Source organism: Acidovorax sp. (genome assembly GCF_046314175.1).
Taxonomy (GTDB): domain Bacteria; phylum Pseudomonadota; class Gammaproteobacteria; order Burkholderiales; family Burkholderiaceae_C; genus Acidovorax.
In genome coordinates this window covers 1-24,182 of record NZ_JBKBXG010000050.1, presented here as the reverse complement: position 1 = coordinate 24,182, position 24,182 = coordinate 1, and the positions used below count along the sequence as shown (strand labels likewise).

The 24,182-nt window shown below is 65.6% G+C and carries 27 protein-coding genes; 17 read left to right on the top strand and 10 right to left on the bottom strand.

Annotated features, from left to right (window positions below):
- Positions 1-2 precede the first annotated feature (2 nt).
- On the top strand, positions 3-986 hold the full coding sequence (locus ACK4OE_RS15195; RefSeq protein ID WP_409885651.1) for a glycerophosphodiester phosphodiesterase family protein: 984 nt from the start codon (positions 3-5) through the stop codon (positions 984-986).
- Positions 987-1,194: 208 nt separating this feature from the next.
- Positions 1,195-1,521 carry a DUF2834 domain-containing protein gene (locus ACK4OE_RS15190; protein WP_409885649.1) on the top strand — a complete coding sequence of 109 codons (327 nt, stop codon included), beginning with the start codon at positions 1,195-1,197 and terminating at the stop codon, positions 1,519-1,521.
- On the opposite strand, the gene ACK4OE_RS15185 is transcribed toward ACK4OE_RS15190, so the two are convergent.
- Positions 1,491-2,360: a helix-turn-helix domain-containing protein gene (locus ACK4OE_RS15185; protein ID WP_409885647.1), complete on the bottom strand. Its 870-nt coding sequence runs from the start codon at positions 2,358-2,360 to the stop codon at positions 1,491-1,493. The two genes, ACK4OE_RS15190 and ACK4OE_RS15185, sit on opposite strands and share 31 nt — an antisense overlap.
- Positions 2,361-2,526: 166 nt before the next feature.
- On the opposite strand from ACK4OE_RS15185, the gene ACK4OE_RS15180 reads away from it, so the two are divergent.
- The 3 genes from ACK4OE_RS15180 (at position 2,527) to ACK4OE_RS15170 (ending at position 4,322) form a co-directional block, all read left to right on the top strand.
- Positions 2,527-3,276, top strand: a complete 750-nt coding sequence (locus ACK4OE_RS15180; protein WP_409885645.1) for a tyrosine-protein phosphatase — start codon at positions 2,527-2,529, stop codon at positions 3,274-3,276.
- A 144-nt stretch (positions 3,277-3,420) separates the two neighbouring features.
- On the top strand, positions 3,421-3,801 hold the full coding sequence (locus ACK4OE_RS15175; RefSeq protein ID WP_409885643.1) for a BPSL0067 family protein: 381 nt from the start codon (positions 3,421-3,423) through the stop codon (positions 3,799-3,801).
- Positions 3,802-3,806: 5 nt separating this feature from the next.
- Positions 3,807-4,322, top strand: a complete 516-nt coding sequence (locus ACK4OE_RS15170; protein ID WP_409885641.1) for an STY0301 family protein — start codon at positions 3,807-3,809, stop codon at positions 4,320-4,322.
- Here the strand turns inward: ACK4OE_RS15170 and ACK4OE_RS15165 are convergent.
- Positions 4,255-5,616 (bottom strand): MFS transporter, encoded by a 1,362-nt coding sequence (locus ACK4OE_RS15165; RefSeq protein WP_409885639.1) that lies wholly within the window; start codon positions 5,614-5,616, stop codon positions 4,255-4,257. The two genes, ACK4OE_RS15170 and ACK4OE_RS15165, sit on opposite strands and share 68 nt — an antisense overlap.
- A gap of 305 nt (positions 5,617-5,921) precedes the next feature.
- On the opposite strand from ACK4OE_RS15165, the gene ACK4OE_RS15160 reads away from it, so the two are divergent.
- On the top strand, positions 5,922-7,181 hold the full coding sequence (locus ACK4OE_RS15160; protein WP_409885638.1) for a Fic family protein: 1,260 nt from the start codon (positions 5,922-5,924) through the stop codon (positions 7,179-7,181).
- A 126-nt stretch (positions 7,182-7,307) separates the two neighbouring features.
- Here ACK4OE_RS15160 and ACK4OE_RS15155 read toward each other — a convergent pair whose 3' ends face one another.
- Together ACK4OE_RS15155 and ACK4OE_RS15150 are read right to left on the bottom strand one after the other, a co-directional pair.
- The gene (locus ACK4OE_RS15155; protein ID WP_409885637.1) at positions 7,308-7,952 is read right to left on the bottom strand and encodes an NADPH-dependent F420 reductase; all 645 of its coding nucleotides are present in this window, start codon (positions 7,950-7,952) and stop codon (positions 7,308-7,310) included.
- Positions 7,953-8,045: 93 nt separating this feature from the next.
- Positions 8,046-8,882, bottom strand: a complete 837-nt coding sequence (locus ACK4OE_RS15150; protein WP_409885636.1) for a pirin family protein — start codon at positions 8,880-8,882, stop codon at positions 8,046-8,048.
- A gap of 112 nt (positions 8,883-8,994) precedes the next feature.
- Between ACK4OE_RS15150 and ACK4OE_RS15145 the strand changes: the two genes are divergently transcribed.
- From ACK4OE_RS15145 to ACK4OE_RS15130, 4 genes are all read left to right on the top strand, one after another.
- On the top strand, positions 8,995-9,915 hold the full coding sequence (locus tag ACK4OE_RS15145; protein ID WP_409885635.1) for a LysR family transcriptional regulator: 921 nt from the start codon (positions 8,995-8,997) through the stop codon (positions 9,913-9,915).
- Between the two features lie 125 nt (positions 9,916-10,040).
- Positions 10,041-11,450: a DUF2130 domain-containing protein gene (locus ACK4OE_RS15140; RefSeq protein WP_409885682.1), complete on the top strand. Its 1,410-nt coding sequence runs from the start codon at positions 10,041-10,043 to the stop codon at positions 11,448-11,450.
- Between the two features lie 67 nt (positions 11,451-11,517).
- Positions 11,518-13,785, top strand: coding sequence for a TPR end-of-group domain-containing protein (locus ACK4OE_RS15135; RefSeq protein WP_409885634.1), 2,268 nt, complete (start codon positions 11,518-11,520; stop codon positions 13,783-13,785).
- Positions 13,786-14,132: 347 nt separating this feature from the next.
- Complete coding sequence (locus tag ACK4OE_RS15130; RefSeq protein WP_409885680.1) at positions 14,133-14,411, top strand: DUF1330 domain-containing protein; 279 nt, start codon at positions 14,133-14,135, stop codon at positions 14,409-14,411.
- Positions 14,412-14,474: 63 nt separating this feature from the next.
- On the opposite strand, the gene ACK4OE_RS15125 is transcribed toward ACK4OE_RS15130, so the two are convergent.
- Positions 14,475-15,047 (bottom strand): flavin reductase family protein, encoded by a 573-nt coding sequence (locus ACK4OE_RS15125; RefSeq protein WP_409885678.1) that lies wholly within the window; start codon positions 15,045-15,047, stop codon positions 14,475-14,477.
- A 203-nt stretch (positions 15,048-15,250) separates the two neighbouring features.
- Here ACK4OE_RS15125 and ACK4OE_RS15120 point away from each other — a divergent pair, with 203 nt between their 5' ends.
- From ACK4OE_RS15120 to ACK4OE_RS15100, 5 genes are all read left to right on the top strand, one after another.
- On the top strand, positions 15,251-15,643 hold the full coding sequence (locus tag ACK4OE_RS15120; protein WP_409885633.1) for a VOC family protein: 393 nt from the start codon (positions 15,251-15,253) through the stop codon (positions 15,641-15,643).
- A 337-nt stretch (positions 15,644-15,980) separates the two neighbouring features.
- Positions 15,981-16,589, top strand: coding sequence for a class I SAM-dependent methyltransferase (locus ACK4OE_RS15115; RefSeq protein WP_409885632.1), 609 nt, complete (start codon positions 15,981-15,983; stop codon positions 16,587-16,589).
- The gene (locus ACK4OE_RS15110; RefSeq protein WP_409885631.1) at positions 16,586-17,353 is read left to right on the top strand and encodes a tRNA-uridine aminocarboxypropyltransferase; all 768 of its coding nucleotides are present in this window, start codon (positions 16,586-16,588) and stop codon (positions 17,351-17,353) included. Before ACK4OE_RS15115 ends, ACK4OE_RS15110 begins: the two co-directional genes overlap by 4 nt.
- Before the next feature lie 26 nt (positions 17,354-17,379).
- Positions 17,380-18,255, top strand: a complete 876-nt coding sequence (locus ACK4OE_RS15105) for a PA4780 family RIO1-like protein kinase (protein WP_409885630.1) — start codon at positions 17,380-17,382, stop codon at positions 18,253-18,255.
- Positions 18,256-18,438: 183 nt separating this feature from the next.
- Positions 18,439-18,690, top strand: a complete 252-nt coding sequence (locus tag ACK4OE_RS15100; RefSeq protein ID WP_100412314.1) for a hypothetical protein — start codon at positions 18,439-18,441, stop codon at positions 18,688-18,690.
- Between the two features lie 268 nt (positions 18,691-18,958).
- On the opposite strand, the gene yjjJ is transcribed toward ACK4OE_RS15100, so the two are convergent.
- Complete coding sequence (yjjJ, locus tag ACK4OE_RS15095; RefSeq protein ID WP_409885629.1) at positions 18,959-20,299, bottom strand: type II toxin-antitoxin system HipA family toxin YjjJ; 1,341 nt, start codon at positions 20,297-20,299, stop codon at positions 18,959-18,961.
- Positions 20,300-20,474: 175 nt separating this feature from the next.
- Between yjjJ and ACK4OE_RS15090 the strand changes: the two genes are divergently transcribed.
- Positions 20,475-21,053: a DUF1439 domain-containing protein gene (locus ACK4OE_RS15090; protein WP_409885628.1), complete on the top strand. Its 579-nt coding sequence runs from the start codon at positions 20,475-20,477 to the stop codon at positions 21,051-21,053.
- Positions 21,054-21,262: 209 nt separating this feature from the next.
- Here the strand turns inward: ACK4OE_RS15090 and ACK4OE_RS15085 are convergent, their stop codons facing one another.
- From ACK4OE_RS15085 to ACK4OE_RS15070, 4 genes are all read right to left on the bottom strand, one after another.
- Positions 21,263-21,400 (bottom strand): hypothetical protein, encoded by a 138-nt coding sequence (locus ACK4OE_RS15085; protein ID WP_409885627.1) that lies wholly within the window; start codon positions 21,398-21,400, stop codon positions 21,263-21,265.
- Positions 21,401-21,573: 173 nt separating this feature from the next.
- On the bottom strand, positions 21,574-22,086 hold the full coding sequence (locus ACK4OE_RS15080) for an SRPBCC family protein (protein WP_409885626.1): 513 nt from the start codon (positions 22,084-22,086) through the stop codon (positions 21,574-21,576).
- A gap of 193 nt (positions 22,087-22,279) precedes the next feature.
- Positions 22,280-22,879: a hypothetical protein gene (locus ACK4OE_RS15075; RefSeq protein ID WP_409885625.1), complete on the bottom strand. Its 600-nt coding sequence runs from the start codon at positions 22,877-22,879 to the stop codon at positions 22,280-22,282.
- Positions 22,872-23,612: an NIPSNAP family protein gene (locus ACK4OE_RS15070; RefSeq protein WP_409885624.1), complete on the bottom strand. Its 741-nt coding sequence runs from the start codon at positions 23,610-23,612 to the stop codon at positions 22,872-22,874. Before ACK4OE_RS15070 ends, ACK4OE_RS15075 begins: the two co-directional genes overlap by 8 nt.
- A gap of 135 nt (positions 23,613-23,747) precedes the next feature.
- Between ACK4OE_RS15070 and ACK4OE_RS15065 the strand changes: the two genes are divergently transcribed.
- Positions 23,748-24,182, top strand: a 435-nt coding sequence (locus tag ACK4OE_RS15065) for a helix-turn-helix transcriptional regulator (protein WP_409885623.1), incomplete at its 3' end; no start/stop codon positions are given.

Genomic DNA, 24,182 nt, shown 5'->3' with positions numbered 1-24,182 from the left:
CCATGAAAGCCTTCTCCCTCGCCGCAGTCTGCCTGTCTGCCCTGTTCATCGCCGGTTGCGGCGGCAGCGACAACGACGCACCCGCCCAACCCCAGGTCATTGCCCACCGCGGCGCCAGCGGATACCTGCCTGAGCACACGCTAGGCGGCTACGAGCTGGCCATCCGCATGGGCGTCGACTTCATCGAGCCCGACCTGCAGCTCACCAAAGACGGCGCGCTGGTCGCCATCCACGACGACACCCTGACCCGCACCACCAACGTGGCTGCGCTGTTCGCGCAGCGCAATGGCGGCTACAAGGTGTCTGACTTCACCCTGGCCGAAATCAAGACCCTGACCGTAGTGCCCACCAGCACCGGCAAGACCAGCTACCCCGGCTTTACCCCCAGTGCCGCTACCCCGTTTGCTGTGCCCACCTTTCAGGAAGTGGTGGACTTTGCCAAAAAGCAAAGCACCGCCGTGGGCCGCGAAGTAGGCATCTACCCCGAGGCCAAACAGGCCGACCCTGTGATGGAAGACGGCATCTTGAAGACGCTGAACGCCAACGGCTACAACGCCAACAGCAAGCTCTACATCCAGTCGTTCAGCGACGCCACACTGCGCAGCCTGCGCGCCAAGCAGATCGCGCAGAACAACAAGATGCCCCAGGTGCTGCTGGGCGTGGCCACCGCCGCTGCCGACGGCACCCCGCGCATGGGCGTCACCGGCGCCAGCGGCGTGCAGATGCTTGCGCTGAAAGACGTGGCCGCCTTCAACGAAGGCGTGGGCGTGCTCATCAACAACACCACCTACCCCGTTACCAAGGCCTTCATCGACCAGGCGCACGCCGCAGGCCTGAAGGTGCACGGCTGGACCTTTGCCCAAGCCGACGCCACCCTGGCCGCTGCCGACTTCCGCAAGTTCCTGGACATGGGTATGGACGGCGTGTTTGCCAACTACCCTGACCTGGCAGTGACGGCGCGCAACGCGTACGTGCAAGGCAAGTAAATCGGCCCCAAGGGCGCGCCGCCGCTGGCTTTGCCACGGCGGCGCTGCCAGCAGGTGGATACGCTGTGCACACGCCGCGCGCTGGCTACGTACATGCGCGCGCCACGCTGCGCATGTCGGTTTTTTCCTATCCAGCAGGGGTGCTCCCCGCGTCCAATCGCCGCATTGATTCACTACTACCAGCCCATCCGTGGGGCTGATCGAACCGATGCAAAAAAAGCACCTGCGCGCCTTCTTCCTGCTGCTGGCCTTTGTGGGGCTGGCCGTGCCCTGGTACTTCAACGCGGTGTACTTTTTGGCGGGCGGCAGCGTGATGCCCGATGTCTTCTGGCGGGACGCATTTGCCAACCCTTTGACCACCGGCATCACCCTCGACGTGTACCTAGCCGCCGTGGCGTTTTCCGTCTGGGTTGTGGCCGACCGCAGCCTGGGCTCGTGGCGCTGGGCTTGGATCGCTGCCTGCTTTTGCATCAGCCTGGCGTTTGCGATGCCGCTTTATCTGGCTTATCGCCTGCGCGCCCCCGCTGAGGACTGAGATTCCTGACATGTTTTATGCAGCGGTTTCGGCTGCGTCTGTGCGCCTATCTGCAAAGGCCAGTGCGTGCTGAGTGGCGTGCGCGTGTCTTGCACAAGCGCCTGCAGCGGTTGGCCCGCCAGCCTGCGCACATCGCGCCCCATGTGCGACTGGTCGTAGTAGCCCTGGTCCACCGCCAGTTCGGCACCTTGGCCGCTTGGCGCGTTGGCAAGGGCGTGCCACAGCGTACTGTTGAGCCGCGCAATCACCTGAAACTGCTTGGGCGCCATGCCCCAGTGCGCCACAAAACGCCGTTCAAACTGGCGCTTGCTCAGGCCCATGTGCTGACCGGCGCCTTCATCGGCACGGCAGGCCGCGGTCAGCAGTGCCAACGCCTGCAGCCGCCGCACCTCGCAATCAGACGGCGGTGCAGCGGTGGCGCGGATGAACTGGCACAACACGTCCAGCCGGGCATCATCGTCTGCCGCCGCCAGCACGCCGCGCTCTACCGCAGCCCACCGGGTGCCCGCCAGTTCAGCCATGGGGCGAATCGCGTTCACCGCCCCGCATGCGCCAGCAAACAGCGCCGCCGCTGCCTCGGGCCGCAGCAACAGCCCGACGGCGTGCACGCGGCCCTGGTGTGCATACACCGTGGCGCAGGTGCTGGCGCTCATCCACGCCGCCGCTGGCACCTGCGCGCCGTGGCAGATCACTTGCCCTGCCCGCCGCACCACCAGCATGCTCGTCACCATCGCCGGAAACTGCGACTGCGCCAGCTCTGCAGGGCAGTCCACCACCACGGTCGCCTCCAGCCAGGGCTGCAGGTCGGGTGGGGCGGGAACAAAGCGCTGGTGGAGCATTCCGCAATTTTGCACACGCGCCATCCGTAGCGAGGCGCAGGCGCATTGCCGTTGCGGCCGTCCACGTCTCAACCGATCAGACCCCCCAGCCACCCGCGCGACAGGCGGTTGCCACACAGCCCGACTATCCTGTACCCCTCTCCTCACTGACCGCGCACCTCGCACCATGCCGCAGCAAGCCCCCACCCGATCCCTGCCCATGATGGGCGCCACCAACTTTCGCGACCTGGGCGGCTACATCGGCCACGGCGGGCAACAGGTGAAATGGCGGCGCATCTTTCGCTCAGACCACCTGGCGGCACTCACCGCACAGGACCAGGCCCTGCTGGCAGACCTCGGCGTGTCGCGCGCAGTGGACTTTAGGGGCAAGGCCGAAAGCGCCGCCTATGCCTACGCGCTGCCCGGCATCGCCTACCACCCCCTCCACATCGAACCCACCGTGGTCCAGCGCGCGCTAGAGCTGCAGCGCACCGGCCACCAGATCACCGCGCAAGACGCCGTGGGGCTGATGCAAGACACCTACCGAGGCTTTGTGCACGACAACGCTCCGCGTTTTGCCGAGCTGTTTCGCCTGCTGCTGGCCAGCGACACCCCCACCGTCTTCCACTGCACCGCAGGCAAAGACCGCACCGGTTTTGCCGCTGCCCTCATCCTGCTCACCCTGGGCGTGCCGCGCGACGTGGTCATGCACGACTACCTGCTCACCAACAGCCTCTACCAGCGCCCCGCTGGCATGGGCAGCCACGCGCCTGAAGAAGTGCTGGCCGTGCTGTGGCGCGTGCAAGAAGAGTTTCTGAACGCTGCGCTGGACATGGTCGACAACGACTTTGGCGGCGTGCAGCCGTATCTGGTGGATGTGCTGGGGGTGGATGCGGCTGCGCAGAAGGAGCTGGCGGGGCGGTATTTGCAGAGGTAGCGGGCGGGTCGGGGCAATCCGCAACTGGTTGCATCTTTCACGTTTTGGCGCGTATTTTGGCTTCTAGACTCGCCCAGCTTGAGCTATTGCCACCCCCCGTACCCAGTTCGGTGCGCGCCTAACCCTCCTCTGTGAAAGTCATGTATGCCCTATATTTTTGAGGACCCCGAGTCGCTCGCCGGAGGGCCGCTCGTGGGAACCCAACAGTGCGTTGAGCTTGTCAAAAAACATGCCCGTGCGCCAGCCACATCGTTGTGGCGAGAAGGGGCTGTGGTCAGGGGCAATATGCTGCTCACCAAGGGCACAGCCATCGCTACTTTCGTCAATGGCAAGTATCCGAACAAACCCACCGGCAATCACGCAGCGCTGTATGTTTCTCAGGATGCGTCTGGAATAACCGTGGTGGACCAATGGACCGGCAGCGGAAAAATCCGTAAGCGCGTCTTGATCTTCAAGGGCAAGGACAAGAACGGTAACTTCGTTGATCCCAGCGGCAATGGTGACGCCTTCTCAGTGGTGGAGTAATCGTCATGCCTTGTAAAAAAACCCTCGCAGTCATTCTCATCGCGCTTGGAGCGGCTTCTTCTGCCTGGGCGCAGCAGCCTGCCGGTGCGGCGCTTTCGCCTTCCGAAAGTGTATGTCCGCGCTCCCTGCAAGTGCAGCAAACGCCTTCGGACAAGGTGGCACCCGGCTGGCAGGTGCGCAGCAGCAATGACAGCCACCCCCTTTTCAATATCGCGTTTTACGAAGGCCCCCCGGAACTACTGGTGCAACAAGCACCGCACCGGCAGCAGCGTCGAGGAAAGACGCTGAGCTCTCAGTGGATCTTCTCGCCGTCTACTCAGCAGTATTGGGTCGCGTGTGAGTATTGGGGGACTTCTGCAATAGCCACAAGGCCTCTCGACAAGAACATCACCGGTTGTACGGCGGAACACGACATGGACACATCGCCGCCAACCGTCAAGCGATGGGCTTGCGCTAACCCGGCTGCGAAGCCCCCCGCACCGCCCCCTGCCCCCGCACCCGCCAATACAGCCACCCCATGATCGACAGGTTCAGCAGGTTCCACCCCATGCCGTTGATGAACGCCGCGTGGTAGCTGCCCGTCACGTCAAAAATCCAGCCCGACATCCAGCCCCCCAGCGCCATGCCGATCAGCGTGGCCATGATCACCGCGCCCACCCGGGCACCCGCCTCTTGCGGCGCGAAATACTCGCGGATGATGATCGCGTAGGCAGGCACGATGCCGCCCTGGAACAGGCCGAACATCGCCGAGATCACATACAGCGGCACCAGCCCGTCAAACGGCAAAAACAGCATCAGCCCCACCCCCTGCAACGCCGACCCGAGCAGCAGCGTGCGCACGCCGCCAATGCGGTCGCAGATCACGCCCGACACCAGGCGGCTGACAATGCCGCACGCCAGCATCAGCGACAGCATCTCGGCCCCGCGCGCCGCGCCAAAACCCAGGTCGGTGCAATACGCCACGATGTGCACCTGCGGCATCGCCATGGCCACGCAGCACGCCACACCCGCCACGCACAGTAGCAACTGCGCATGCACCGGACGCAGGCCAAACGGGCGGCTGCGGTCGATGGCTGGGGCAACCGAAGGAGCGCGTGCAGCAGTAGCGGTAGAAGAATGGGCAGCCGCACCCGCCGCAGCCTCCCCTGCCAAAGGTGACGACGCAGGCGCCGCAGACGAAGCCACATCCATCAACACCAACGGCGCCCGCTGCCGCATGCGCAGCGCCAACAGCAGCATGCCCACGCCACACACCAGCCCCATCAGCACATAGGTGTGGCGCCAGCCAATCGCCTCAATGCCGTGCTGCACGATGGGCGGCCACAGCGCGCCCGCAATGTAGTTGCCGCTGGCGCAAATCGCCACCGCAATGCCACGCCGCTTGTTCCACCACAGCGCCGTGTCGGCGAGCAGCGGTGCAAATGTGGCCGACGCACCAATCAATCCCATCAACCCATGCGCCAGCCCAAAGATCCAGATGCTGCCCGACAGCCCCGCCCACACAAACCCGCCACACACCGCCACTGCGCCCAACGACAGCACCGGCATCAGTCCATGCCGGTCGGCCATCCGCCCCGTCCATAGCCCGCCCAGCCCCAGGCACACCATCATCAGCGTGTAGGGCAGCGATGCATCTGCACGGCCCACCCCAAACTCGGCTTGTACCGCAGGCAGCACCACCGACACCACATACATGCTGCTGTTGCCCAGTACGACGAGGCCCAGCGTGGTCAGCAGGCGCCATGCGGCTTGGCGGGAGTCGATGAGGGATGCCGGGGAGGCGGTGGATGTGGGGGAAGCGGGTGCTTGGGGCATGCGGTGCAATTTACTCTACGGGGCTGCAGGGGAGGGCAGGCGTAGCGCCAGCGTCGGCGGCTTGTAGCGTTGCGGGCGCGGCTTGATATGGTTTTGATAGCTGCTAGCGCTTTATGGATAAGCGAAGGAGGCCAATTTGACCTTGAAAATTCGCCGAATCCGCCTCCGCCTCAGGCCATAGCTGCGGGAACGTAAAGCGCAGCGCGCGCTGCGGTAAGCCGAAGCGATGGCGGTTTTCATCTGGTTGAGCCACATTTATAAAAATACACCTCATTTTTTGAGTCGTATCGTTCAAAATACGCGTCATGCCCACCCTCACCACGCCCTCAACGCCCCGCTACATCTGGCAGCACCGCGCATGGCCGCAGCTCACGTTCGATGCCGCCGTTCTGGCCCCCTCGCTGGAGCAAGCCCGGCTGGAGCAGGGGCGGTTGCTGGGGCTGCTGAGCGCCATTGGGTTGGAGCAAGCCAACGCGGTGCAGCGCGAGTTGTGGGTGCAAGAGGCGCTGGCTACGGCCGCCATTGAGGGCGAGCAGCTCAATGTCGAATCACTGCGCTCGTCGGTGGCGCACCGGCTTCAGTTGGCCGATGCGCCGGGCACTGACCGGTCTGCGGAAGGCTTGGTGCAGGTGATGCAAGACGCACTGGCCAACCACGGTGCCGTATTGGACCTGGACCGGCTGTGCCGTTGGCAGTCGGCGCTGTTTCCTGGGGGCACGTCGGGCATCACGCGCATTGCGTTGGGGCGCGTGCGCGACCATGCCGATGCCATGCAGATCGTGAGCGGCGCGTTGGGGCGCGAAGTGGTGCACTACGAGGCGCCGCCGTCTGCGCAGGTCACTGCCGAGATGGACCGCTTTGTGGTTTGGTTTGAAGGCACGCGCCCCGCTGGCGCCGCCACTGCTGGTATTGCCACAACGGGCTCCGCAGTCAATGGCATTGCCCGCGCGGCGCTGGTGCATTTGTGGTTTGAGTCGATCCACCCGTTTGAGGATGGCAATGGCCGCGTGGGTCGCGCCTTGACCGACATGGCGTTGGCGCAAGACATGGTGGCGCAAGACCCCCAGACCAGCCCTGCACTGGTGCGGGTGTACGGCCTGGCGCACCAGATGCTGAAAACCCGCGCTGCCTACTACGACGCGCTGAACCATGTGCAGCGCCTGCGCAGTGTGGCACCGGATGCCGATGCGATAGACGCTACGCTCTGGGTGCAGTGGTTTGTGCAAGCGTTTACCCACGCCTGCGTCGCCAGCCAAGCCGTGGTGCGGGATGCGGCGGACAAAGCGCAGTTTCGCCTGCGTGCGGCGCGGTGCCAGACCAATGAGCGCCAGCGCAAGGTGCTGGAGCGCCTGCTGGAGGCAGGGCACGCAGGCACGGGTGGCGGATTCCTGGGTGGCATGACCAATGAGAAGTACGCCAAGATCACCGGCGCATCCAAAGCCACCGCCACGCGCGACCTGAGCGATCTGCTGGCCTACGGCTTGCTGCGCGTAGAGGGGGTAGGCAAGGCCACGCGCTACGCGGTGAACGTGCCAGGCTGGGAGCAGCCTGCGCTGAAGCCCTGAGAAGCTGAGTGCCGGGGTATTCCTGGAATTGGTCGTTGTTCCGGAATTTCGGATTGCCGCAGGCCCCAGGCGCTTTGCGTTTCGCAAGGTATCTGGGGCCCTGAAAGTGCCCTTGCAGGCACCCCCTCAGATCTTGATGAACTGGCTGGCCGACAACGCGCCAAACGGCAGTTCAGACAAACGCCCGCCCACGGCTAGCGTGCCCAGGTCTACCGGGAAGTAGCCGATGGCGTCCAGCACCTTGCGCACTTCGGCCTTGGCGGCGGCGTCGTCGCCCGCATAGAACATGGCGCGCTGGCCACCTGACACTTGGGGCTGGGCCAGCACGTTCACATCCAGGTGGTTAAACGCCTTGACCACGCGGGCGCCGGGCACGAATTCGCTGAACACTTCGCTGGACGAGCGGCCGCCCAGGTCAATGGCCTTGATGCCGTAGGCCGCCAGCGGGTTACTGGGGTCTTGGGTGGCGGGCGAGTTGGGCTCCAAAAACTCCACGGGGTTGGTGCCGTCGATGACGATGCGGCCGTTCCAGGCGGGCAGGGGGCCCAGGGCCTGGCCCAGGTCTTCCCAGCGCACTGCTACGAGCACGATGTCTGCGGCGGCAGCTTCTGCCACGGTGCCCGCCTTGATGGTGGGGCCCAGTTCGGCCACCAGCGTGGCCAAAGACTCTGGGCCGCGCCGGGTAGAGAGGGTGGCCGACAGGCCCTTGTTGGCCAATGCGCGTGCCACGTTAGAGCCGAGTGCGCCAGAGCCGATGATGCCGATGTTCATGATGATTTCCTTGGTCAATGAGTGAAGTGGGTGGAGGGAAAGGAAACGGTGAAAAGTCGAATGTGGAGAGAGGTGTGAGAGGTGTGAAAGGGATTAACCCAGCCGCCCGGCTTGGCGCAGTTGCCCGGCAATGCGCCGGATTTCTGTGGTGCCCTGCCGCAGCGCCGCCTGGCTGGTGTGCACGGAGTAAGTCCCCATGACCAGCTTGTGCGGATGCGGCACGGCAGAGCCCAGCACAAAGGTGGTGGCGTCGGTGGCCACAAAGTCGATGCTTTGGCCGGAGGGCTCAAACGCCACCAGCTCGCCAGCGGCAATGGCTTCGCCCGCCGTCAGCGCGCCGCTGGCCACCGCCGCCCACGCCACGGTGTGGCCTGGGGGCGGGGTGTAGGTCCAGCGTTCGCCCTGGGCCAACTGCACGGCCAGATAGGTCATGCCCTCAGGCGCTGCCACGGGGCTGTGTGCTGCGCCGTACTCGCCCAGCAGCACCCGCACCGGGCCCACCTGGGGCACCAGCTCGGGGGCGAGGTACTGGCTTTGGGCAGGGGCGTTTTCTAGCGCGGCAGGCAGCGCCACCCACAGCTGAAAGCCCACGCCCGGTGCATCGCCCACGGGGGCACCGGTGTGCCACACGCCGTTGCCTGCCCGCATCCATTCCACGCCACCCGCAGGCAGCAGGCCCGCTTGGCCGGTGCTGTCTTCGTAGCGCACATCGCCTTCCGACAAGAACGTGACGGTGGCAATGCCCGAGTGGGGGTGCATGCCAAAGCCCTGCTGCGCTGCGCCGGGCGTGAAATGCACCAGGTCCAAAAAGATGAAGGGCTTGAGCGCCTGGCCCAGGTCCCCAGGGCTCATGAGCCGGGTGATGGGGCCGTGCGTGGTGCCCCGGGTGCGGTGGGCGATGGCGCGGGGGGCGGTAGCGGGTGCAGACATCAGGGGTACCTTGGAGGTGTTGAAGTAATGCCTGTAGCTTAAAAATTCATCGATTGATTGACTAGATAGCGCAATATGATTGCACTCGTCCATAAATAGAAGGAATGTGCCCATGCTGGACCTGAACGACGTGGCCATCTTTGTGCAGGTGGTGCGCTGCGGCAGCTTTGCCGAGGCCTCGCGCCGCCTGGGCGTGCCGCCCAACACCCTGAGCCGCCGGGTGCAGCAGCTTGAAGCGCAGCTGGGCACTCGGCTCATGCAGCGGTCAACCCGCAACCTCACGCTCACCAGCGCGGGGCAGGTGTTTCTGGAGCGCTGCAGCGGCGCGGTAGAGGGGCTGATGGACGCGGGCGAGGAGTTGCTGGCCGTGAACCAGGAGCCCAGCGGCTTGGTACGGGTGGCGGCACCGGCCGACTTTCTGGACTTTTTTGCGATGGAGTGGCTGACCGAGTTTCTGGTCGCGCACCCCAAGGTGCGGGTGGACTTTGTGCTGAGCGACGGCCGCGCCGACCTGATTGCAGATCGGATTGATGTGGCGTTTCGGGGCGGCATTTTGGAAGACTCGGGGCTGTTTGCCCGCAGGGTGCTGGACGCGGGAAACGATGGCTTGGTGGCCAGCCCGGCCTACATCGCCCGCCAGGGCGTTCCGGCCACGCTGCAAGACCTGGTAGACCACGACTGCCTGGTGTTCAGCCACCCCAGCGGCAAGGCCACCTGGCGCGTGACAGGGCCGGACGGAGCACCGGCCGAAGTGCAGGTGGCGGGCCGTTTCAGCGGCAACACGGCGCAGGCCTTGCGCAAGGCCGCGCTGGCGGGCTTGGGCATTGCGCTGCTGCCCTCTACCCTGACCCAGCGTGAATTGCGCGCTGGGCTGCTGGTGCCTGTGCTGCCGCAGTACCACCGGCTGGGGCACGGCGTGCACATGGTCTACCCCAGCCGCCGCTACCTGCCCTTGGCGGTGTCTGCCTTCATTGACCTGGTGATCAGCAAGATGGGCTCGATGCAGGAACTGCCGCCTCAGACGGCCGGCTGACAACGCATTCGCAGCCCGGCCATAAAGCGGACTTGGTCCAGGCAGGTGTCTACAAGCACATAGTCCGCCCACGCTCCTGCCCGCTATGCTCCCCACCCAACGAAACAAGACACACGGTGACCGCCATGCACGACATCATCTGCCCCCACTGCAACAAGGCGTTCAAGGTGGACGAAACCGGGTACGCCGACATCCTGAAGCAGGTGCGCGACGCGGATTTCAGCGCGCAGTTGCACGAGCGGCTGGAGCTGGCCGAGCAGGACAAGCGCAATGCGGTGGCGCTGGCGCAGGCCCAGGTGGCCAATGAGCTGCAGAAGTCGACGGCCGCCAAAGACTCCGAGATTCAAGCCCTGAAGGCCCAGCTGGGTGCGGGCGCGGTGGAGCGCGACTTGGCGGTGGCGCAGGCCCTGAGCGCGGTGGAAAAGCAGCGCGATGCCATCTCAAACGAGCTGGAGCGCGTGCGGCAAGCGCAGCAAACAGCGGATCAGTTGGCGCAAGCGCGGCTGGCGCAGGAGCTGCAAAGCGTGGCCGCCAAGAAGGACGCGGAGATTCAGCAGCTGAAATCGCAGCTGGAAGCAGGCGAGGTAGTGCGCAGGCTGGCGGTGACCGAGGCAGTCACGGTGGTGGCGCGGGAGCGCGATGAACTCAAGAACGACCTGAACCTGGTGGTGGTGAAAAAGCAGCTGGAGGAGGCCGCCATTAAGGAGCAGTTCGCCCTGCAGCTGCGCGACCGTGACGGCGAGATTGCGCGGCTGCGGGACATGAAGGCACGCCTGTCGACCAAGATGGTGGGCGAGACGCTGGAGCAGCACTGCGAGACGGAGTTCAACCGCATCCGCGCCACGGCATTTCCCCGTGCGTATTTCGAGAAGGACAACGACGCACGCAGCGGCAGCAAGGGCGACTACATCTTTCGCGATGCGGACGAGGCGGGCAACGAGATCGTTTCGATCATGTTTGAGATGAAGAACGAGAGCGACGAGACGGCCACGAAGAAGCGCAACGAAGATTTCTTGAAGGAGCTGGACAAGGACCGCACTGAAAAAAACTGCGAGTACGCGGTGCTGGTGTCGCTGCTGGAGCCCGAGAACGAGCTGTACAACACCGGCATCGTCGACATGTTCTACCGCTACCCCAAGATGTACGTGGTGCGGCCGCAGTTCTTCATCCCCATCATCACGCTGCTCCGCAATGCCTCGATGAAGTCGCTGCAGTACAAGTCAGAGCTGGCGCTGGTGAAGGCGCAGAACCTGGACATCACCAAGTTCGAATCGCAGCTGGAGGAGTTCAAGGGCGCCTTTGGGCGCAACTGGCGCCTGGCGTCCGACGGGTTCGAAGAAGCCATCAAGCGCATTGATGAGGCCATCAAGGACCTGGAGAAGACCAAGGAGGCGCTGCACAAGTCGGCCAACAATCTGCGCCTGGCCAACGACAAGGCCGAAGACCTGACGATCAAGAAGCTGACCCGTGGCAACCCGACGATGGCGGCCAAGTTTGCGGACATCAAGCAGGTAGGGCTTTTGGATGGGGAGTAAAGCAGGGAGGGCCAGGGCCATGCCCATCTTCCTGCTCCGCTCTCTCGGTGCCTTCACCCTGCTCGCGATGACCATGACAACCTCGGCGCTTGCCAACGGGCCCGCACAGGATGCGTTCCCTCGCCTGTCTGACAACACCGCGGGCTCGGCCACGCTGGAGGTGCGCAAGGTGCTGCATGGCCATGTGGACGGCATGTTTGTGGTGCCACGCACGCGGCGGGTGGTGGCGGCGGCCGGGGGCTACTTGTGGAAGTTCAGCGACCAGGGCGTGTTGCAGGACACGCTGCGCGTGCAGGGCTCGCTGTTCACATCCGGTGTGATGTTTACCCCCGACCATTTTGTGGACTGGGTGTTTACCGGCAGCCCGCAGCGCAAGGCCTATGGCGCGCTGGTGGATGGCAATGCCCTGTCGCACGCCGAGGTGGTGGCGGCGCTGGCCAAGGCCGAGGTGGTGGAGTTTGGCAAGAAGGAGGGCAACAAGCCCGACAACGCCGCCGCCTGGGCCTACGTATGGGCCAACGGCCAGGCCCACAAGATGGACCTCACGCGCCACATCGACAAGGTGGACACCTGGTGCCACCAGCGCACGCATTCAGCCGATGCGCTGCGCTGGCAAGCCACCTGTTTTGAAGGACTGCCGCCTGCGCGCCGCGCGTGGACGGAGGTGGACCCACAGAGCTTTGCAGGATCTGGCGACGCACGGCCCCGGGTGGACGTGGTGAAGTTTGACCGGCGCAAATACCACCTTGAAGAAGGCCTGGGCGGTCAGCTTTTTGGCGCTACGGCGGGTGTGGTGCTCAAGGCCATGGGCATGCCGGGCTCTCTGCCGGGGCGCTATTGGTTTGGCGATGCGCACACGAGGCTGCACGTGGGCGGTGAGGTGGTGCAGTTCAAGGCGTTTGTGCCGCATGAGGACGGCGAATACGGCTTCATGCACAACATGCGTTGGTGGGAGCCCGCCGACACGCTGGCGGGCGCAAGCCCCTGGTTCAGCGTACACCCGCGTGGCTACTTGAACCACAAGGGCGAGGCGGCGCTGTTCAAGCTCTACGAAAAAGACATCGGCCTGTATGTGGTGCGGCCCCGCGGTGTGGCGGACATGCCCGCCGCCCAGCGCACCGTGCCCGCATGGCGCCCGGTGTTTGAAGGGCCGGTGACCCGCTCTGCCCCGGTGACGGGCACGGTGGAGTTTGCGGCAGCGCAGCCGCCAGCGGTGGGCAGCAGCGGTGGCAACGCTACGGCGCAGCCCGTGGCTGCATTGCCCGCCGCGCATGTGTGGCTGCGCAGCCCGCCCCCCCGCCCGCACGCGGGCGACGGGCCACCCCCGGTGCCGGTGGACGCTCTGTGGCCAGCGCTGCACCAGTTGCCTGCTGCGCTGACCGTGACGTGGGGCTCGCCATCCCAAGAGCACGACCACACGGTGCTGCGCGTCGAGCTGGCCCACGCCGAAACGCATGAGGTGATGAACCGTCTGCTGGCTGCAGGCGCAGACCCGATGAAGAAGGCCGACGCCACGCGCGCCCGCGCAAACCGTGGCCGCAAAGAGGCATCTGCCGCAGATCCGCTGGAACTGGTGCTGAGCGTGCCCGACCTGAAAGCCCCTTTGGACCAGGGCCAGGTGCTGCTGCGCAGCGGCAGCCGCCAACTGCCGTTGCTGCAGGCCCGGCTGACCTACGTGGTGCAGCCCGTGGAGCGCGCCGCCCGCACTGTGCCGTCCACAACCACACCAACGTCTCCGCCCACCCCATCCACCCAGCCGCAGCGCCAGCAACTGCAAGCTGCGGTCGCCGCGGCCACCAAAAACGCGCGCACGGGGCTGCCCGCGTTCCTGCAGCAGGCGCAGGCCATGGCGCAAGACACGCCCGCCCTCGCCAGCGCCCTGGCGCCGCACGTCACGGCAGCCTATGCCGAGCTGGTAAACCACTACAACCGCGCGGGCGACTTTGCGTCGTCTGCCGCGCTGGTGCGGCACTATCTGGCGCAGGTACACCCGCACATCGGTAGCCACACCACAGGCGACAACAGCGTGGCCTACAACCAGGGCGTTATCGCCAGCCAGACGCTGGCCTTCGCCATCCACGCTCCCCAGCACCGCGACCTGGCAGACAAGGTGATGGCCACACTGATCGGCCCCACGTTCGACCCACTGCTGCAGACCAACGGCACGCTTATGTACAACCTGGCCTGCTACTACGCGGTGGGCGGCGACAAGCCCCGCCTGCTGCAAAGCGCCGCCGCCGCCCGCCGCCTGGGCAAGCCCCACGCGCAGTTCATGGCGGACAAGGACTTTGAACGGTATTGGCAGGATGCGGAGTTTCTGGAAGTCGTGCGGTGATGAGCGGTTTGCTATCTAGTTGATAGCTATTCACGCTTAATTGGTAAGCGCTGGCGCCCGATTTTCTTCAATACCCCAGCGGTTGGAGACGTTTGGCGCGAGGGCCGGCGGGATGGGTCAGCGCTAACAAGCGTCGCGTTTGCGCGCTGCGCCGTGACGTCGGAGGTAATCGCCACGCCGGGTTTGTTTTTCTACAGTCGTCGTGGTGGGCCCGAAGTCAGCGTGAAGCCGACATCTGCCCCAGTGCTGCGGCCCCGATGAGAAACACGACAAGGAGTTTCGCCATGCCCGCCTATGCCATTGGCCTGCTGACCGATCTGCAATTCGGCCCCGACATCGTTGCTTAACTGCAGCGTATCGACGCGACGCTTGAGCCGTTTGGCGGGGCCTTTCTGGCGCATGGCGCGCGGGCTGAGACCAAGGAGGGCACGTTCGACGGCGATTGCATCATCATCCGCTTCCCCTCCCTGCAGCAAACCCGTGCCTGGTATGACTCGCCCGCCTATGCCGCGCTGATTCCGCTGCGTGCGCAGCATGCGCACTCCACGGTGTTTCTGCTGGAGGGTGTCGACGGATCAAACTATCGCGCGGATTCGTTGTTGGGCAAGCTGGGGGTGGCAGTGTGAGCAGCCTTCACTGAAGGCGGCTCTCTCCGTAGCCAAGTCACTGCGCGCCTGCGCTGCGCCAGCTCACACGGTCACCGACGGCCCCGTCGCGTAGAACTGCCCGCCCGCCACGTAGTGCAGCGTTCGCAGTTCGTCGGGCGCTGTGTCGAACTCCCAGTGCCCGTTGCGGAACACGCGCTCGTCGGCCCACACAGCCACCACTTCACCGATGAACAGGTCGTAGGCCTGCTGGTTGTGTGGCTCGGGCAGCACGCGGCACACCAGCCAGGCCGCGCAGCCTTGCACTAGCGGTGCGGTGGGCTGGCTGGGGGCGTAAAACAGCTCCACGCCATGTTGCCGCAGCTTGTCCGGGTGGGTCTTGGCGCTGTCGGTGCCCAGCGCCATTGTCATGGCGGCCATGGGCAGGGTGGGCAGTTGCAGCACGAACACGCCGCTCGCCTCCACCAGCTCGCGCGTGCGGGTCGCTTTGTCCAGCACCACCGTCACCTTGGGCGGTGCAAAGTCCAGCGCGCAGGCCCACGAGGCAGCCATCACGTTCTGCACGCCCGCATGCTCTGCCGACACCAGCACCGTGGGGCCGTGGTTGAGCAGGCGGTACGCCTTGTTAAGCGGGACGGGGGTGAAGTCGGGGCTCAGGGGCTTGTGGTGTGGGCTGGTGTTGCTCATAATTTCATAGCTAGTAGCGCTTGTTGGATAAGCGGTAGATGGCATTCTGATCTGAAACCAGACTGCCGCGCATGGCTGTGTCGCCAGCGTGCGTGCGGGGCGGGGGCCGGGTCGGTAACATCCGCGTGCCTATCAACCCCCGCCCCTCCGGGGCACAACGGAGACAAGAAACTATGTTCAGTCATGTGATGGTCGGTGTGAACGACTTGGAGGTGTCCCGGAATTTCTACGATGCGCTGCTCGGTACGGTGGGTGTGCCGCCCGGCGTGGCCAACAAGAACCGGTATTTCTATCGCAGCCCCACGGGTACCTTCTGCATCACCACGCCCATCAACGGTGAGCCCGCCACCTTTGCCAACGGCGCCACCATCGGCTTTGTCGCCCAGTCGCCCGAGCAGGCTGACGCCTTCCACGCGGCAGGCGTGGCCCATGGTGGCACCACCTGCGAAGACCCACCGGGCTGGCGCGAAGGCCCGGGTGGCAAGCTGTACCTGGCCTACCTGCGCGACCCGGACGGCAACAAGCTCTGCGTGCTGCACCGCCCGCCCAAGCCCGCTGCGGCCTGACCGCCTGGGTAGGCGCCCAGCGCCCATCTCGCGCAACCTCGTTTTCGCGGCGGCTTCAGGCCGCCGTTGTGCCCCCTGGTCGCCACACCGCGCGCACCTTGCCGCTGCTGTGCTGTGCTGCTGCTGCCGCAGTAGAACTGCGCCGGCGCCGTCCGATTCGAGACCACTCACGCCTACGCCTTGCGGCCTGTCCAGTTGCGGCAGCACTGCGCCGCTGGCGGGGTCGACGTGGCGCAGGGTGCTTGCCTCGCCCTCCCCGGTGCCGCGCCACAGCGCGCCCGGCGCCAGGTGCGGGATACTCCTTCGCTTCCTTCTCTTTCCCCCCAAGGACCGCCCATTGAAATCCGCCAGCGCCACCACTTTTGACGAGGCCTACTACCAGCGCTTTTACTTTGACAAAAAGACCAGCGTGGTGGACCCCGCGCACATGGAGCGGCTGGGCACCTTTGTGTGCAGCTACCTCAAGTACCTGCGCGTGCCGGTGAACCGCGTGCTGGATGTGGGCTGCGGCATCGGGCTGTGGAAGGGCATCGTGGCGCAACATTTTCCAGGGGCTAGCTACCAGGGCGTGGAGTTCAGCCCGTACCTGTGCGAGCGTTTTGGGTGGCAGCAGGGCTCGGTGGTCGACTACGCGGCCGACAAGCCGTTTGACCTGGTCATCTGCCAGGGCGTGCTGCCCTACCTGAGCCCGCCAGACCTGAAGGCCGCGCTGCTCAACCTGGGCCGCCTGACGAAAGGCGCGCTGTATGTCGAGGCGGTGTCGCGCGAGGACTTTGAGCGCGACATCATTGATGAAGAGATCACCGACAGCCGCGTGTTCCGCCACCGCGCCGACCTGTACCGGCGCGGGCTGCAAGAAGGCGCCATCGAGCTGGGCGGCGGCGTGTGGCTCAGCCGCAAGGCCGAGCTGCCGCTGTTTGCGCTGGAGCAGGCGGGCGGGCAGTGACGGCGCTTGCCGCAATCGCCCCGCCGCATGCGGTGTCGCGCCTGCGCACCGAGCGCCTGGCCCGCAGCGCCAAGCCATTTCTGGCGCGGGGCGGCCCCAAGGGCGAGCGCTGCCCGGGCTGCCGCCTGGTGCCCAGCCACTGCCTCTGCGCGCTGCGCCCCGCGCTGCCCACCCGCGCTGGCATGTGCCTGCTGATGGCGGACATCGAGCCGCTCAAGCCCAGCAACACCGGCTGGCTGATTGCTGATGTGGTAGCCGACACCTATGCGTTTGGCTGGGCGCGCACCGAGGTGCACCCGGACCTGCTGGCGCTGCTGGCCGACCCGCAGTGGCAGCCGTATGTGGTGTTTCCTGGGGAGTTCGTGGCGCCGGAGCGGGTGGTGCACGAGGTGGTGGTGCCCCGAGCCGGGGTCGAACTGGAACCACGCAAGCGCCCGCTGTTTGTGCTGCTCGACGCCACCTGGCCCGAGGCACGCAAGATGTTCCGCAAGAGCCCGTACCTCAGTCACCTGCCCGTGCTCAGCCTGGCGCCCGAGCAGCTGTCGCGCTATCACCTGCGCCGATCCAACCGCACGGACCATTTCTGCACGTCCGAGGTGGGCGCGCTGTGCCTGGAACTGGCGGGCGAGCTGCATGCCGCGCAGACGCTGGAGGCGTACCTGGACGTGTTCACCAACCACTACCTGCAGGCCAAGCACCAGCTGCCGGTGGATGACGGCGATGCGGTGCACCAGCGGCTGCGCGATCTGCGCGGCCCGGGCTGATTGCGCCACACGGGCAAAATGCACCGATGAAAGCACCCCCCCGCCTGCAGTCCCTCATCGAGGAAGGCCTGATCGACACCGTGGTTCGCCAGCTCATGAGCGGCAAGGAAGCCATGGTTTTTGTGGTGCGCAACGGCGACCACACGCTGTGCGCCAAGATCTACAAAGAGGCCAACAACCGCAGCTTTCGGCAAGCGGTGGACTACACCGAGAATCGCAAGGTCAAAAACTCGCGCTCGGCCCGCGCCATGGCCAAGGGCAGCAAGTTTGGCCGTCAGGAGCAAGAGGCCGCGTGGCAAAGCGCCGAGGTCGATGCGCTGTACCGCCTGGCCGCAGCCGGCGTGCGCGTTCCGCAGCCCTACAACTTCCACGACGGCGTGCTGCTGATGGAGCTGGTGACCGACGCCCATGGCGATGCCGCCCCGCGCCTGAACGATGTGAGCTTTACACCCGAAGACGCGCGCACCCACCACGCTACGCTGGTGGCAGAGGTGGTACGCATGCTGTGCGTGGGCGTGGTGCACGGTGATTTGTCAGAGTTCAACATCCTGCTGGCGCGCCTGCCAGGTGTTGATGGTGCAGACGACCACGATGGCCCCGTCATCATCGACCTGCCCCAGGCCGTGGACGCCGCAGGCAACAACCACGCCCAGCGCATGTTGATGCGTGACGTGGCCAACCTGCGCGAGTTCTTCGGGCAGTACGCGCCCGAGCTGCGCACCACGCAATACGGACCTGAGATATGGAGCCTGTACCAGAGCGGGCTGCTGACCAACGAGACCCCGTTGACAGGCCGCTACGCGCCCGACCGCATCGACGTGGACATGCAGGCCGTGCTGCGCGAGATTGACGATGCGCGCGACGAAGACGCAGCGCGCAGATTGCGCATGGCAGCGGGCTGAGGGATAACTCCTGAATTGATAGCTTCTAGCGCTTATGAATAAAGCGCTGGAGGCCTATTTGGCTTGATTTTTGATGGCCATGCAGTGTCATTCTGCGCGCAGGTGCCTTACAGTAGCCGCCCGCAGCACGCAAACCCGCCCGCTCGCCTACACACCACAGCCCACCAGGGCTGCCCCCACATGCTGACCAAAGACATAGTCCGACAGAACGACCTCAAACCCATGGTGCTGTGCGAGCCCTGCCAGGGCATCCAGCGCAACTGGCGCAAGGCGCCGGGCCACGCCGAGCTGGTGCAGCGCGGCAACCGCAAGGAAGAGCGCGACGACGGCAACGTCACCATCACCCGCTACGTGTGCGACCGCTGCGGCACCGGGTGGGAGTATGAAAACGACAAGAACAACCAGAAGGCCGGTTGGTCGGTGGTGGGGCGCTAGAGCTTCAAAAAGTATAGCTGCCAGCGCTTTATGGATAAGCGCTAAGGCCTGTTTTTGCTTGAATTTTCAGAGGCCCCGGCCTTTCTTTTTGCGCAACGCCTTTCACCTGCCGGACAGCCTTGGGGGCTCCCTCTCCCCTTGTGGGAGAGGGCGGGGGGAGAGGGGGTGAAACGGGCGCGGCGCGGGTGCAGCCCCCCCTCTCCCCAGCCCTCTCCCGCGAGGGGAGAGGGAGTGACAGTGCGCAGTCCCGGAGATGCGAGCCGCTCTCTCAGTCGCCCACGTGGCGTACGTTTTCTGCTGCAATGGCCCGAAAGCCCGCCGACACCCTCTCGTCCGCCGCCGCGGCCTTCCAGAACACCAGCGCCAGGCCCCGCGCCTGCTCCCACTCACCCAGCGTTGCGGCGGTGGGTTGCAAGGGGCGGCTGGCAAAGTCGCGGGGCACCAGCTCGCCGCCCACCGGCGCATACAACATGGGCAGCATGTCGTAGGTGGGCGACAGCGCCCAGTCGTCGCCCCGCAGCACCAGCGAGATGTTGCCGTAGTGCCGGTCGGTGTTGGCGATGAGCTGGCCGTACGCCTCCAACAGCCGCAGCGTGCGCGCATCGGACTGCGTGAGCAGGTTGCGCGCCGCCATGCGGTTGGCGGTGGCGGCCCAGTTGTCGATCTCGCCCACATACTCGGCGTTGTAGACCTGCAGCGACACCATGCCGATGCGCCCGCCCAAGGCCTGCGGGTCATCCGTTGGCAGCGGTGTGCGGTCAAACCGCTCCGACTCTAAAAACACCCGCCCCGCGCCCATGAAGAGCTGCGTGGGTGCTGCGGGCAGCCCGGCCTGTGCCAGCGTGTGCAGCGCCAGGTGTTCGCACACCATCAGATCGCGCATGCGCTGGTCGGTGGCGGAACCTCCTGCGGGGGAGAACTTCACGATGACGTGGCGCCCCGCCGTGATGGTGCAGAACTTGGGCTGCTCGCCGCCAGCGGACGAACCCGGGTGCGTGCCCCGCATCGCCAGCTCGGCCAGCTGCGGGTAGTCTGCGGCCGAGGCCACCCGCGAGGCCCGCGCAGGCAGCGTGTGAAAGCGCTGGAACGCGGCCTCACCCATGATGAGGTTGCCCGGCAGGTCGTCGCCATACAGCGTCATGGCGCGCAGCACGTCGTCGTCGCTCCAGTGGCCCGGGTCGTGGCCCAGTTGCAGCTCGGGGTGGGCATGGGCAAAGGTGCGGCCCATGAAACCCTGGGGCCGCATGTCATCCAGAAACCAGGGCAGGCCATCGTGGCGGCGGTGTTCACCGTCCACCTCGTCCACCCAGAACGCGCCGCCCTCCAGGGGCACCAACCGCGCAAACGGCGAAGGGCGGCCTTGTGCGTCAATGTGCATCACCAGCACCTCGTTGCCCACGCCGGGCACCGTGCGGGGCAGCACATAACGCTGCGAGCGCGCCGCGCCCACCTTCTGCACCTGCCCCGCGTGGATCAGCGGCGCCAGCGCGCGCGACACCGTGGGCTGGCTCACGCCCAGCAACTCTTGCAACTCGGTGCTGGTCAGCACGCCGCCCTGGCGGCGCAGGGCCTGCAAGGCTTTGGGGGTGAGGTCATGGGAGCTGGCCATGAATCATTATATGAATAGATAATTTCTGATGAAATACTATTAAATTCAATGGGTTAATTTAGTTGATGAATAGATATTTTTGTAGTTGTTCGGGCGGTCAATCGTCAGAACCCACGACGGCGCGGCACCTTTTCAGCCCTGCGTTGTCCCATACCCCTTCAAGGAGTGAATCCCCATGCTGCATCGCAGACGATTTCTATCCACGTCCCCCCTCGGCCTGGCCCTGGGCGGCGCAGCGTGGATGCTGCTGACAGGGCGTGGGGCGCTGGCCCAGCCCAGCTACACCGTGCCGCTGGAGCAGTTGCAGGAGATGGCGTCCACCAAGTTTCCGCGCAGTGTGCCGGTGCAGGGCCTTTTCGACCTGACCTTGCAGGCGCCACGCCTGCGCCTGCTGCCCGAGGTCAACCGCCTGGGCGCGGCCATGGTGGTGGATGCGGCGGGCGCTGCCTTGCGGCGTGGCCACGCCGGTACGTTCGACGTGGAGTTTGCGCTGCGTTACGAGGCGAGCGACCGCAGCTTGCGCGCCCATCAGATCAAGCTGGGGCGGCTGGACTTCCCCACGCTCAAATCCGCAGTCAACGACCTTCTCAATGTCTATGGCCCCGTGCTGGCCGAGCAATCCCTGCGCGAAGTCACCTTGCACCAATTGCGCCCGCAGGACACAGCCCTGTTCGACGGCATGGGCCTGCAGCCCGGGCCCATCACAGTGACAGCCAAGGGGCTGACGGTGGCGTTTGTAAACAAGCAGCCTTGATTACGGATGGCTTCTGGATCTTCAAAAAGTATAGCTATTAGCGCTTGATGGATAAGCGATAGAGACCAAAAAGGCTTGAATTTTGGCAGTGGGCAGTCAGGCCAAGGCAGCAGCGCCTACTTGCCCTCACTCGCCACCCGGCGCTGGGCCGCTGCAAGGACGTGATTGCGGATCCACTGCAGCGCCTGACCGCGTTGGCCGCTTTCCGTCTACACGGTGGATGTAGTGGCCACCACCAAGTCGAGCGGCGGATACACCCAGATGAGCTGCCCGCCCCAACCGGCGGCGGTGAAGGTGGGTCGCGCCGCTTTGCCGGGCACCACCCACCACAGGTAGCCATAGGACACAGCCCCACCGGCGTGCCGCCGGCCCGGCCCGCCCAGTCGGCCCGGAGCGCTGGGAGACGGATGCCACAGGCAACTGAACCGCTGCGAGCCGTCTTTGAACAGGTTCTTAGGGTCTGCGATTCTGCGATTGCTTGACGGGTGCGTTGTGCTTGTCAGGCCGATTGAGGGCTGATTCAGGCAGAAACTGCAGGACTTGTGGCCGTCCGCGTTTGGGTCTCGATCTGCACCTTGGCCAACCGGAGCGCCTTGCGCATGTAGCCGCGCCACAGCACGTTGGCCAGCAGCCAGAGCACCGGCGCGGCCCATTTTGAGCGGGGATGAAACGCGTGGCGCCAGCGCACCGTGGTCTGCGTGCCACCCGCCTGCGGGTCAAACCACCAGGCCCCATTGGCCCCGGTGGCCAGCCAGCGCAGTGCCCCGGTGAAGCCGCTGACGGTGTAGCTGAAGTACTGCGCCGGGTGGTAGTGCTTGAGCCTTTCTTCGGCCACGCTGCCGTCGGACAGCGCCACGGTGCGCGTCTGCCCCGGCGTGTCCCAGGCGCCCGTCTGGTCGCGCGTGCCGATCACGGCGGGCAAGGGCCCGTAGCCGGTGAACAGGGCGCGGGGGTCGATGGGGGCAATGTGCTCAAACGCCTGCGCCGGGGATGCATTGATGTGCGTCAGGATCGTGGCGGAGTAGGGGTTCATGGGTGAGTCCGGTGCGTTGCTTCCGCCGTCTGGGGCAGTGAAGTCACTGTAGGGCGTACGACCACATCGATAAATACCCTTCTCCGCAACGGACTGTTCGCCGAACCGCCACCAATCGATGCTTTCGCAGGGGAAAAGGCCCGCTGTCTGGGGCGGCCGTTGTGCCGTGATGCCATCCGGGCGAAACAAGGCCTCACACCGGCCGCGCAAACTCCATCACCCAGTTGACCTCCCAGGTGTCCCCACCGTCATCCGAAAAAGCCTGCTGCCAGCGCGGCGCACCGGTGTGTATGTGCGACCACTCAAAGCGCACGTGCACGGGGCGGCCCTCGAACATTTCCTGCCCTTCAAAGAGGCCCATACCGTCGCGAAACCCGCCCACCACCGGCGGCTGCAGCAGGCCGGTGGCCGGGTCTACGCCGCCGGAGGTGTTGTCGAGCCAATAGATGCTCCAGCGCTGTGAGACGGGGCTGAACACGCGCAGCGCCATGCCCACAAAGCCGGGCTTCCAGGTGGCGGGGATGAAGTCGTCGTAGTTGCCAATACCGCCGGGCAGCGGCCGCGCGGTGCCGGTGGCGTCAAAGGTTTCCCAGTCAGTGCAGTTGGCCAGGCGGCGCAACAGGCGGGTGTTGCGGATGCGCCAGGGGCCCATCAGAAAGTCGAAGTCGCGTGTTGCACTGGGCTGCACGGCGGGCGAGGGAAGGGTGATGCGGTTGGGGGTGGTCATGGTGGTGGGTTCTTTCACGGGCGGTGGATGGCGGCGCGGCGCGGCGGTGCGGGCGGTGTCAGGCATGCAGCGCAGAGCGTGCGGTGGGTTGCAGGCGATGCGCCTCGGGCGCCGCGGCCAGCCAGGGTGCAAGCCCCGGTGCCACATCGCGCGCCCAGGCGCCGCTGTCGGCAAACGCCTGCAGGGCCGCCAGATCGCTAAACAGCGCCAGCCCCAGCAACACATGCTCGCCTGCGCGCACCGGCAGGCGCGTGAAGGTGTTGGGGCTGTCATCGGTGCTGTACCACGTCAGATGGCGCGCGCCGCCGCGTTGCAGCGTGGGCGCCATGCGGTGGCGGCAATAGTCCAGCAAGGCCGGAGTGGCGGGCTCGTGCAAATAGAACACGGTGGCGTCCAGCACCCCCGCAGCCGTGCCCGTTACACCCGGTTCTGGCCGAGCGTGGTGCGGCAGTTCGGATGCGGCACCGGGCCATGCGGGGCGCAGCAGCAGCACGTTGTCCGAGTCGACCATGGTGGCGTTGGCGGCAGCGCGGTGCGCAGACCACACGGGGCCGCCGTAGAACGCTTCAAGCGCGCGGCGGCGTGAGTCCATGTCGGCAAAGCCGCGCAGCCAGACAAACAGGTCGGGCTGATCGAGGTCACGGAACTGGCCCAGCACGCGCATGCCGTGGGCTTCCTGCGTTTCGACGAACTCGCGGTCGAACAGGTCGACGAGCACGTCGCGTTGCTGCGGGTGCAGGGTGTACTGGCGCAGTTCGACGAGGGAGTGGTGGGTTTCGGTGTCAGCGGTGGCGGGCATGCGGGCTCCTGTTTGTGGGTGGTAGGTCAAGGGTTGGGACGCAGTCTGCATCGCAATACCTGCCAATGCATGGCAGGTATTTGCGCTATCTTTCGGTTTCTTTTTCATCAACCCACACCACCTATCTGCCTGCCCATGCGCGCCAGCCGCCTGTTGTCCCTTCAGATGCTGCTCGAAACCCAGGGCCGCATGAGCGCAACCGCGTTGGCCGATGCGCTGGAGATTTCGGTGCGCACGCTGTACCGCGACGTGGACCAGCTCAGCACGGCCGGTGTGCCCATCTATGCCGAGCGGGGGCGCAACGGCGGGTTTGCGCTGCTGCCGGGCTGGAAGACCACACTCACCGGCCTCACGCCGTCGGAGGCGCAGGCCGTGTTTTTAAGCGGCCTGCGCGGCCCCGCGCAGGACCTGGGGCTGGGCAGCGATGTGGAGGGCGCGCGGCTCAAGCTGCTGTCGTCGCTGCCTGCTTCGTGGCGCGAAGACGCCCAGCGCGTGAGCACCCGCCTGCACCTGGACCCGGTGGACTGGTACCGCGAGAGCGACCCCACGCCCCACCTGCCCACCGTGGCC

Excerpts from the sequence above, each read along its gene's own strand:
- ACK4OE_RS15120 (WP_409885633.1), top strand. The coding sequence starts at position 15,251 with ATGTTCAGTCATGTGATGGTCGGTGTGAACGACTTGGAGGTGTCCCGG.
- ACK4OE_RS15170 (WP_409885641.1), top strand. The coding sequence starts at position 3,807 with ATGCCTTGTAAAAAAACCCTCGCAGTCATTCTCATCGCGCTTGGAGCG.
- ACK4OE_RS15165 (WP_409885639.1), bottom strand. The coding sequence starts at position 5,616 with ATGCCCCAAGCACCCGCTTCCCCCACATCCACCGCCTCCCCGGCATCC.
- ACK4OE_RS15195 (WP_409885651.1), top strand. The coding sequence starts at position 3 with ATGAAAGCCTTCTCCCTCGCCGCAGTCTGCCTGTCTGCCCTGTTCATC.
- ACK4OE_RS15185 (WP_409885647.1), bottom strand. The coding sequence starts at position 2,360 with ATGCTCCACCAGCGCTTTGTTCCCGCCCCACCCGACCTGCAGCCCTGG.
- ACK4OE_RS15150 (WP_409885636.1), bottom strand. The coding sequence starts at position 8,882 with ATGTCTGCACCCGCTACCGCCCCCCGCGCCATCGCCCACCGCACCCGG.
- ACK4OE_RS15135 (WP_409885634.1), top strand. The coding sequence starts at position 11,518 with ATGACCATGACAACCTCGGCGCTTGCCAACGGGCCCGCACAGGATGCG.
- ACK4OE_RS15080 (WP_409885626.1), bottom strand. The coding sequence starts at position 22,086 with ATGAACCCCTACTCCGCCACGATCCTGACGCACATCAATGCATCCCCG.
- ACK4OE_RS15175 (WP_409885643.1), top strand. The coding sequence starts at position 3,421 with ATGCCCTATATTTTTGAGGACCCCGAGTCGCTCGCCGGAGGGCCGCTC.
- yjjJ (WP_409885629.1), bottom strand. The coding sequence starts at position 20,299 with ATGGCCAGCTCCCATGACCTCACCCCCAAAGCCTTGCAGGCCCTGCGC.
- ACK4OE_RS15105 (WP_409885630.1), top strand. The coding sequence starts at position 17,380 with ATGAAAGCACCCCCCCGCCTGCAGTCCCTCATCGAGGAAGGCCTGATC.
- ACK4OE_RS15090 (WP_409885628.1), top strand. The coding sequence starts at position 20,475 with ATGCTGCATCGCAGACGATTTCTATCCACGTCCCCCCTCGGCCTGGCC.
- ACK4OE_RS15190 (WP_409885649.1), top strand. The coding sequence starts at position 1,195 with ATGCAAAAAAAGCACCTGCGCGCCTTCTTCCTGCTGCTGGCCTTTGTG.
- ACK4OE_RS15140 (WP_409885682.1), top strand. The coding sequence starts at position 10,041 with ATGCACGACATCATCTGCCCCCACTGCAACAAGGCGTTCAAGGTGGAC.
- ACK4OE_RS15155 (WP_409885637.1), bottom strand. The coding sequence starts at position 7,952 with ATGAACATCGGCATCATCGGCTCTGGCGCACTCGGCTCTAACGTGGCA.
- ACK4OE_RS15180 (WP_409885645.1), top strand. The coding sequence starts at position 2,527 with ATGCCGCAGCAAGCCCCCACCCGATCCCTGCCCATGATGGGCGCCACC.
- ACK4OE_RS15075 (WP_409885625.1), bottom strand. The coding sequence starts at position 22,879 with ATGCCTGACACCGCCCGCACCGCCGCGCCGCGCCGCCATCCACCGCCC.
- ACK4OE_RS15070 (WP_409885624.1), bottom strand. The coding sequence starts at position 23,612 with ATGCCCGCCACCGCTGACACCGAAACCCACCACTCCCTCGTCGAACTG.
- ACK4OE_RS15145 (WP_409885635.1), top strand. The coding sequence starts at position 8,995 with ATGCTGGACCTGAACGACGTGGCCATCTTTGTGCAGGTGGTGCGCTGC.
- ACK4OE_RS15160 (WP_409885638.1), top strand. The coding sequence starts at position 5,922 with ATGCCCACCCTCACCACGCCCTCAACGCCCCGCTACATCTGGCAGCAC.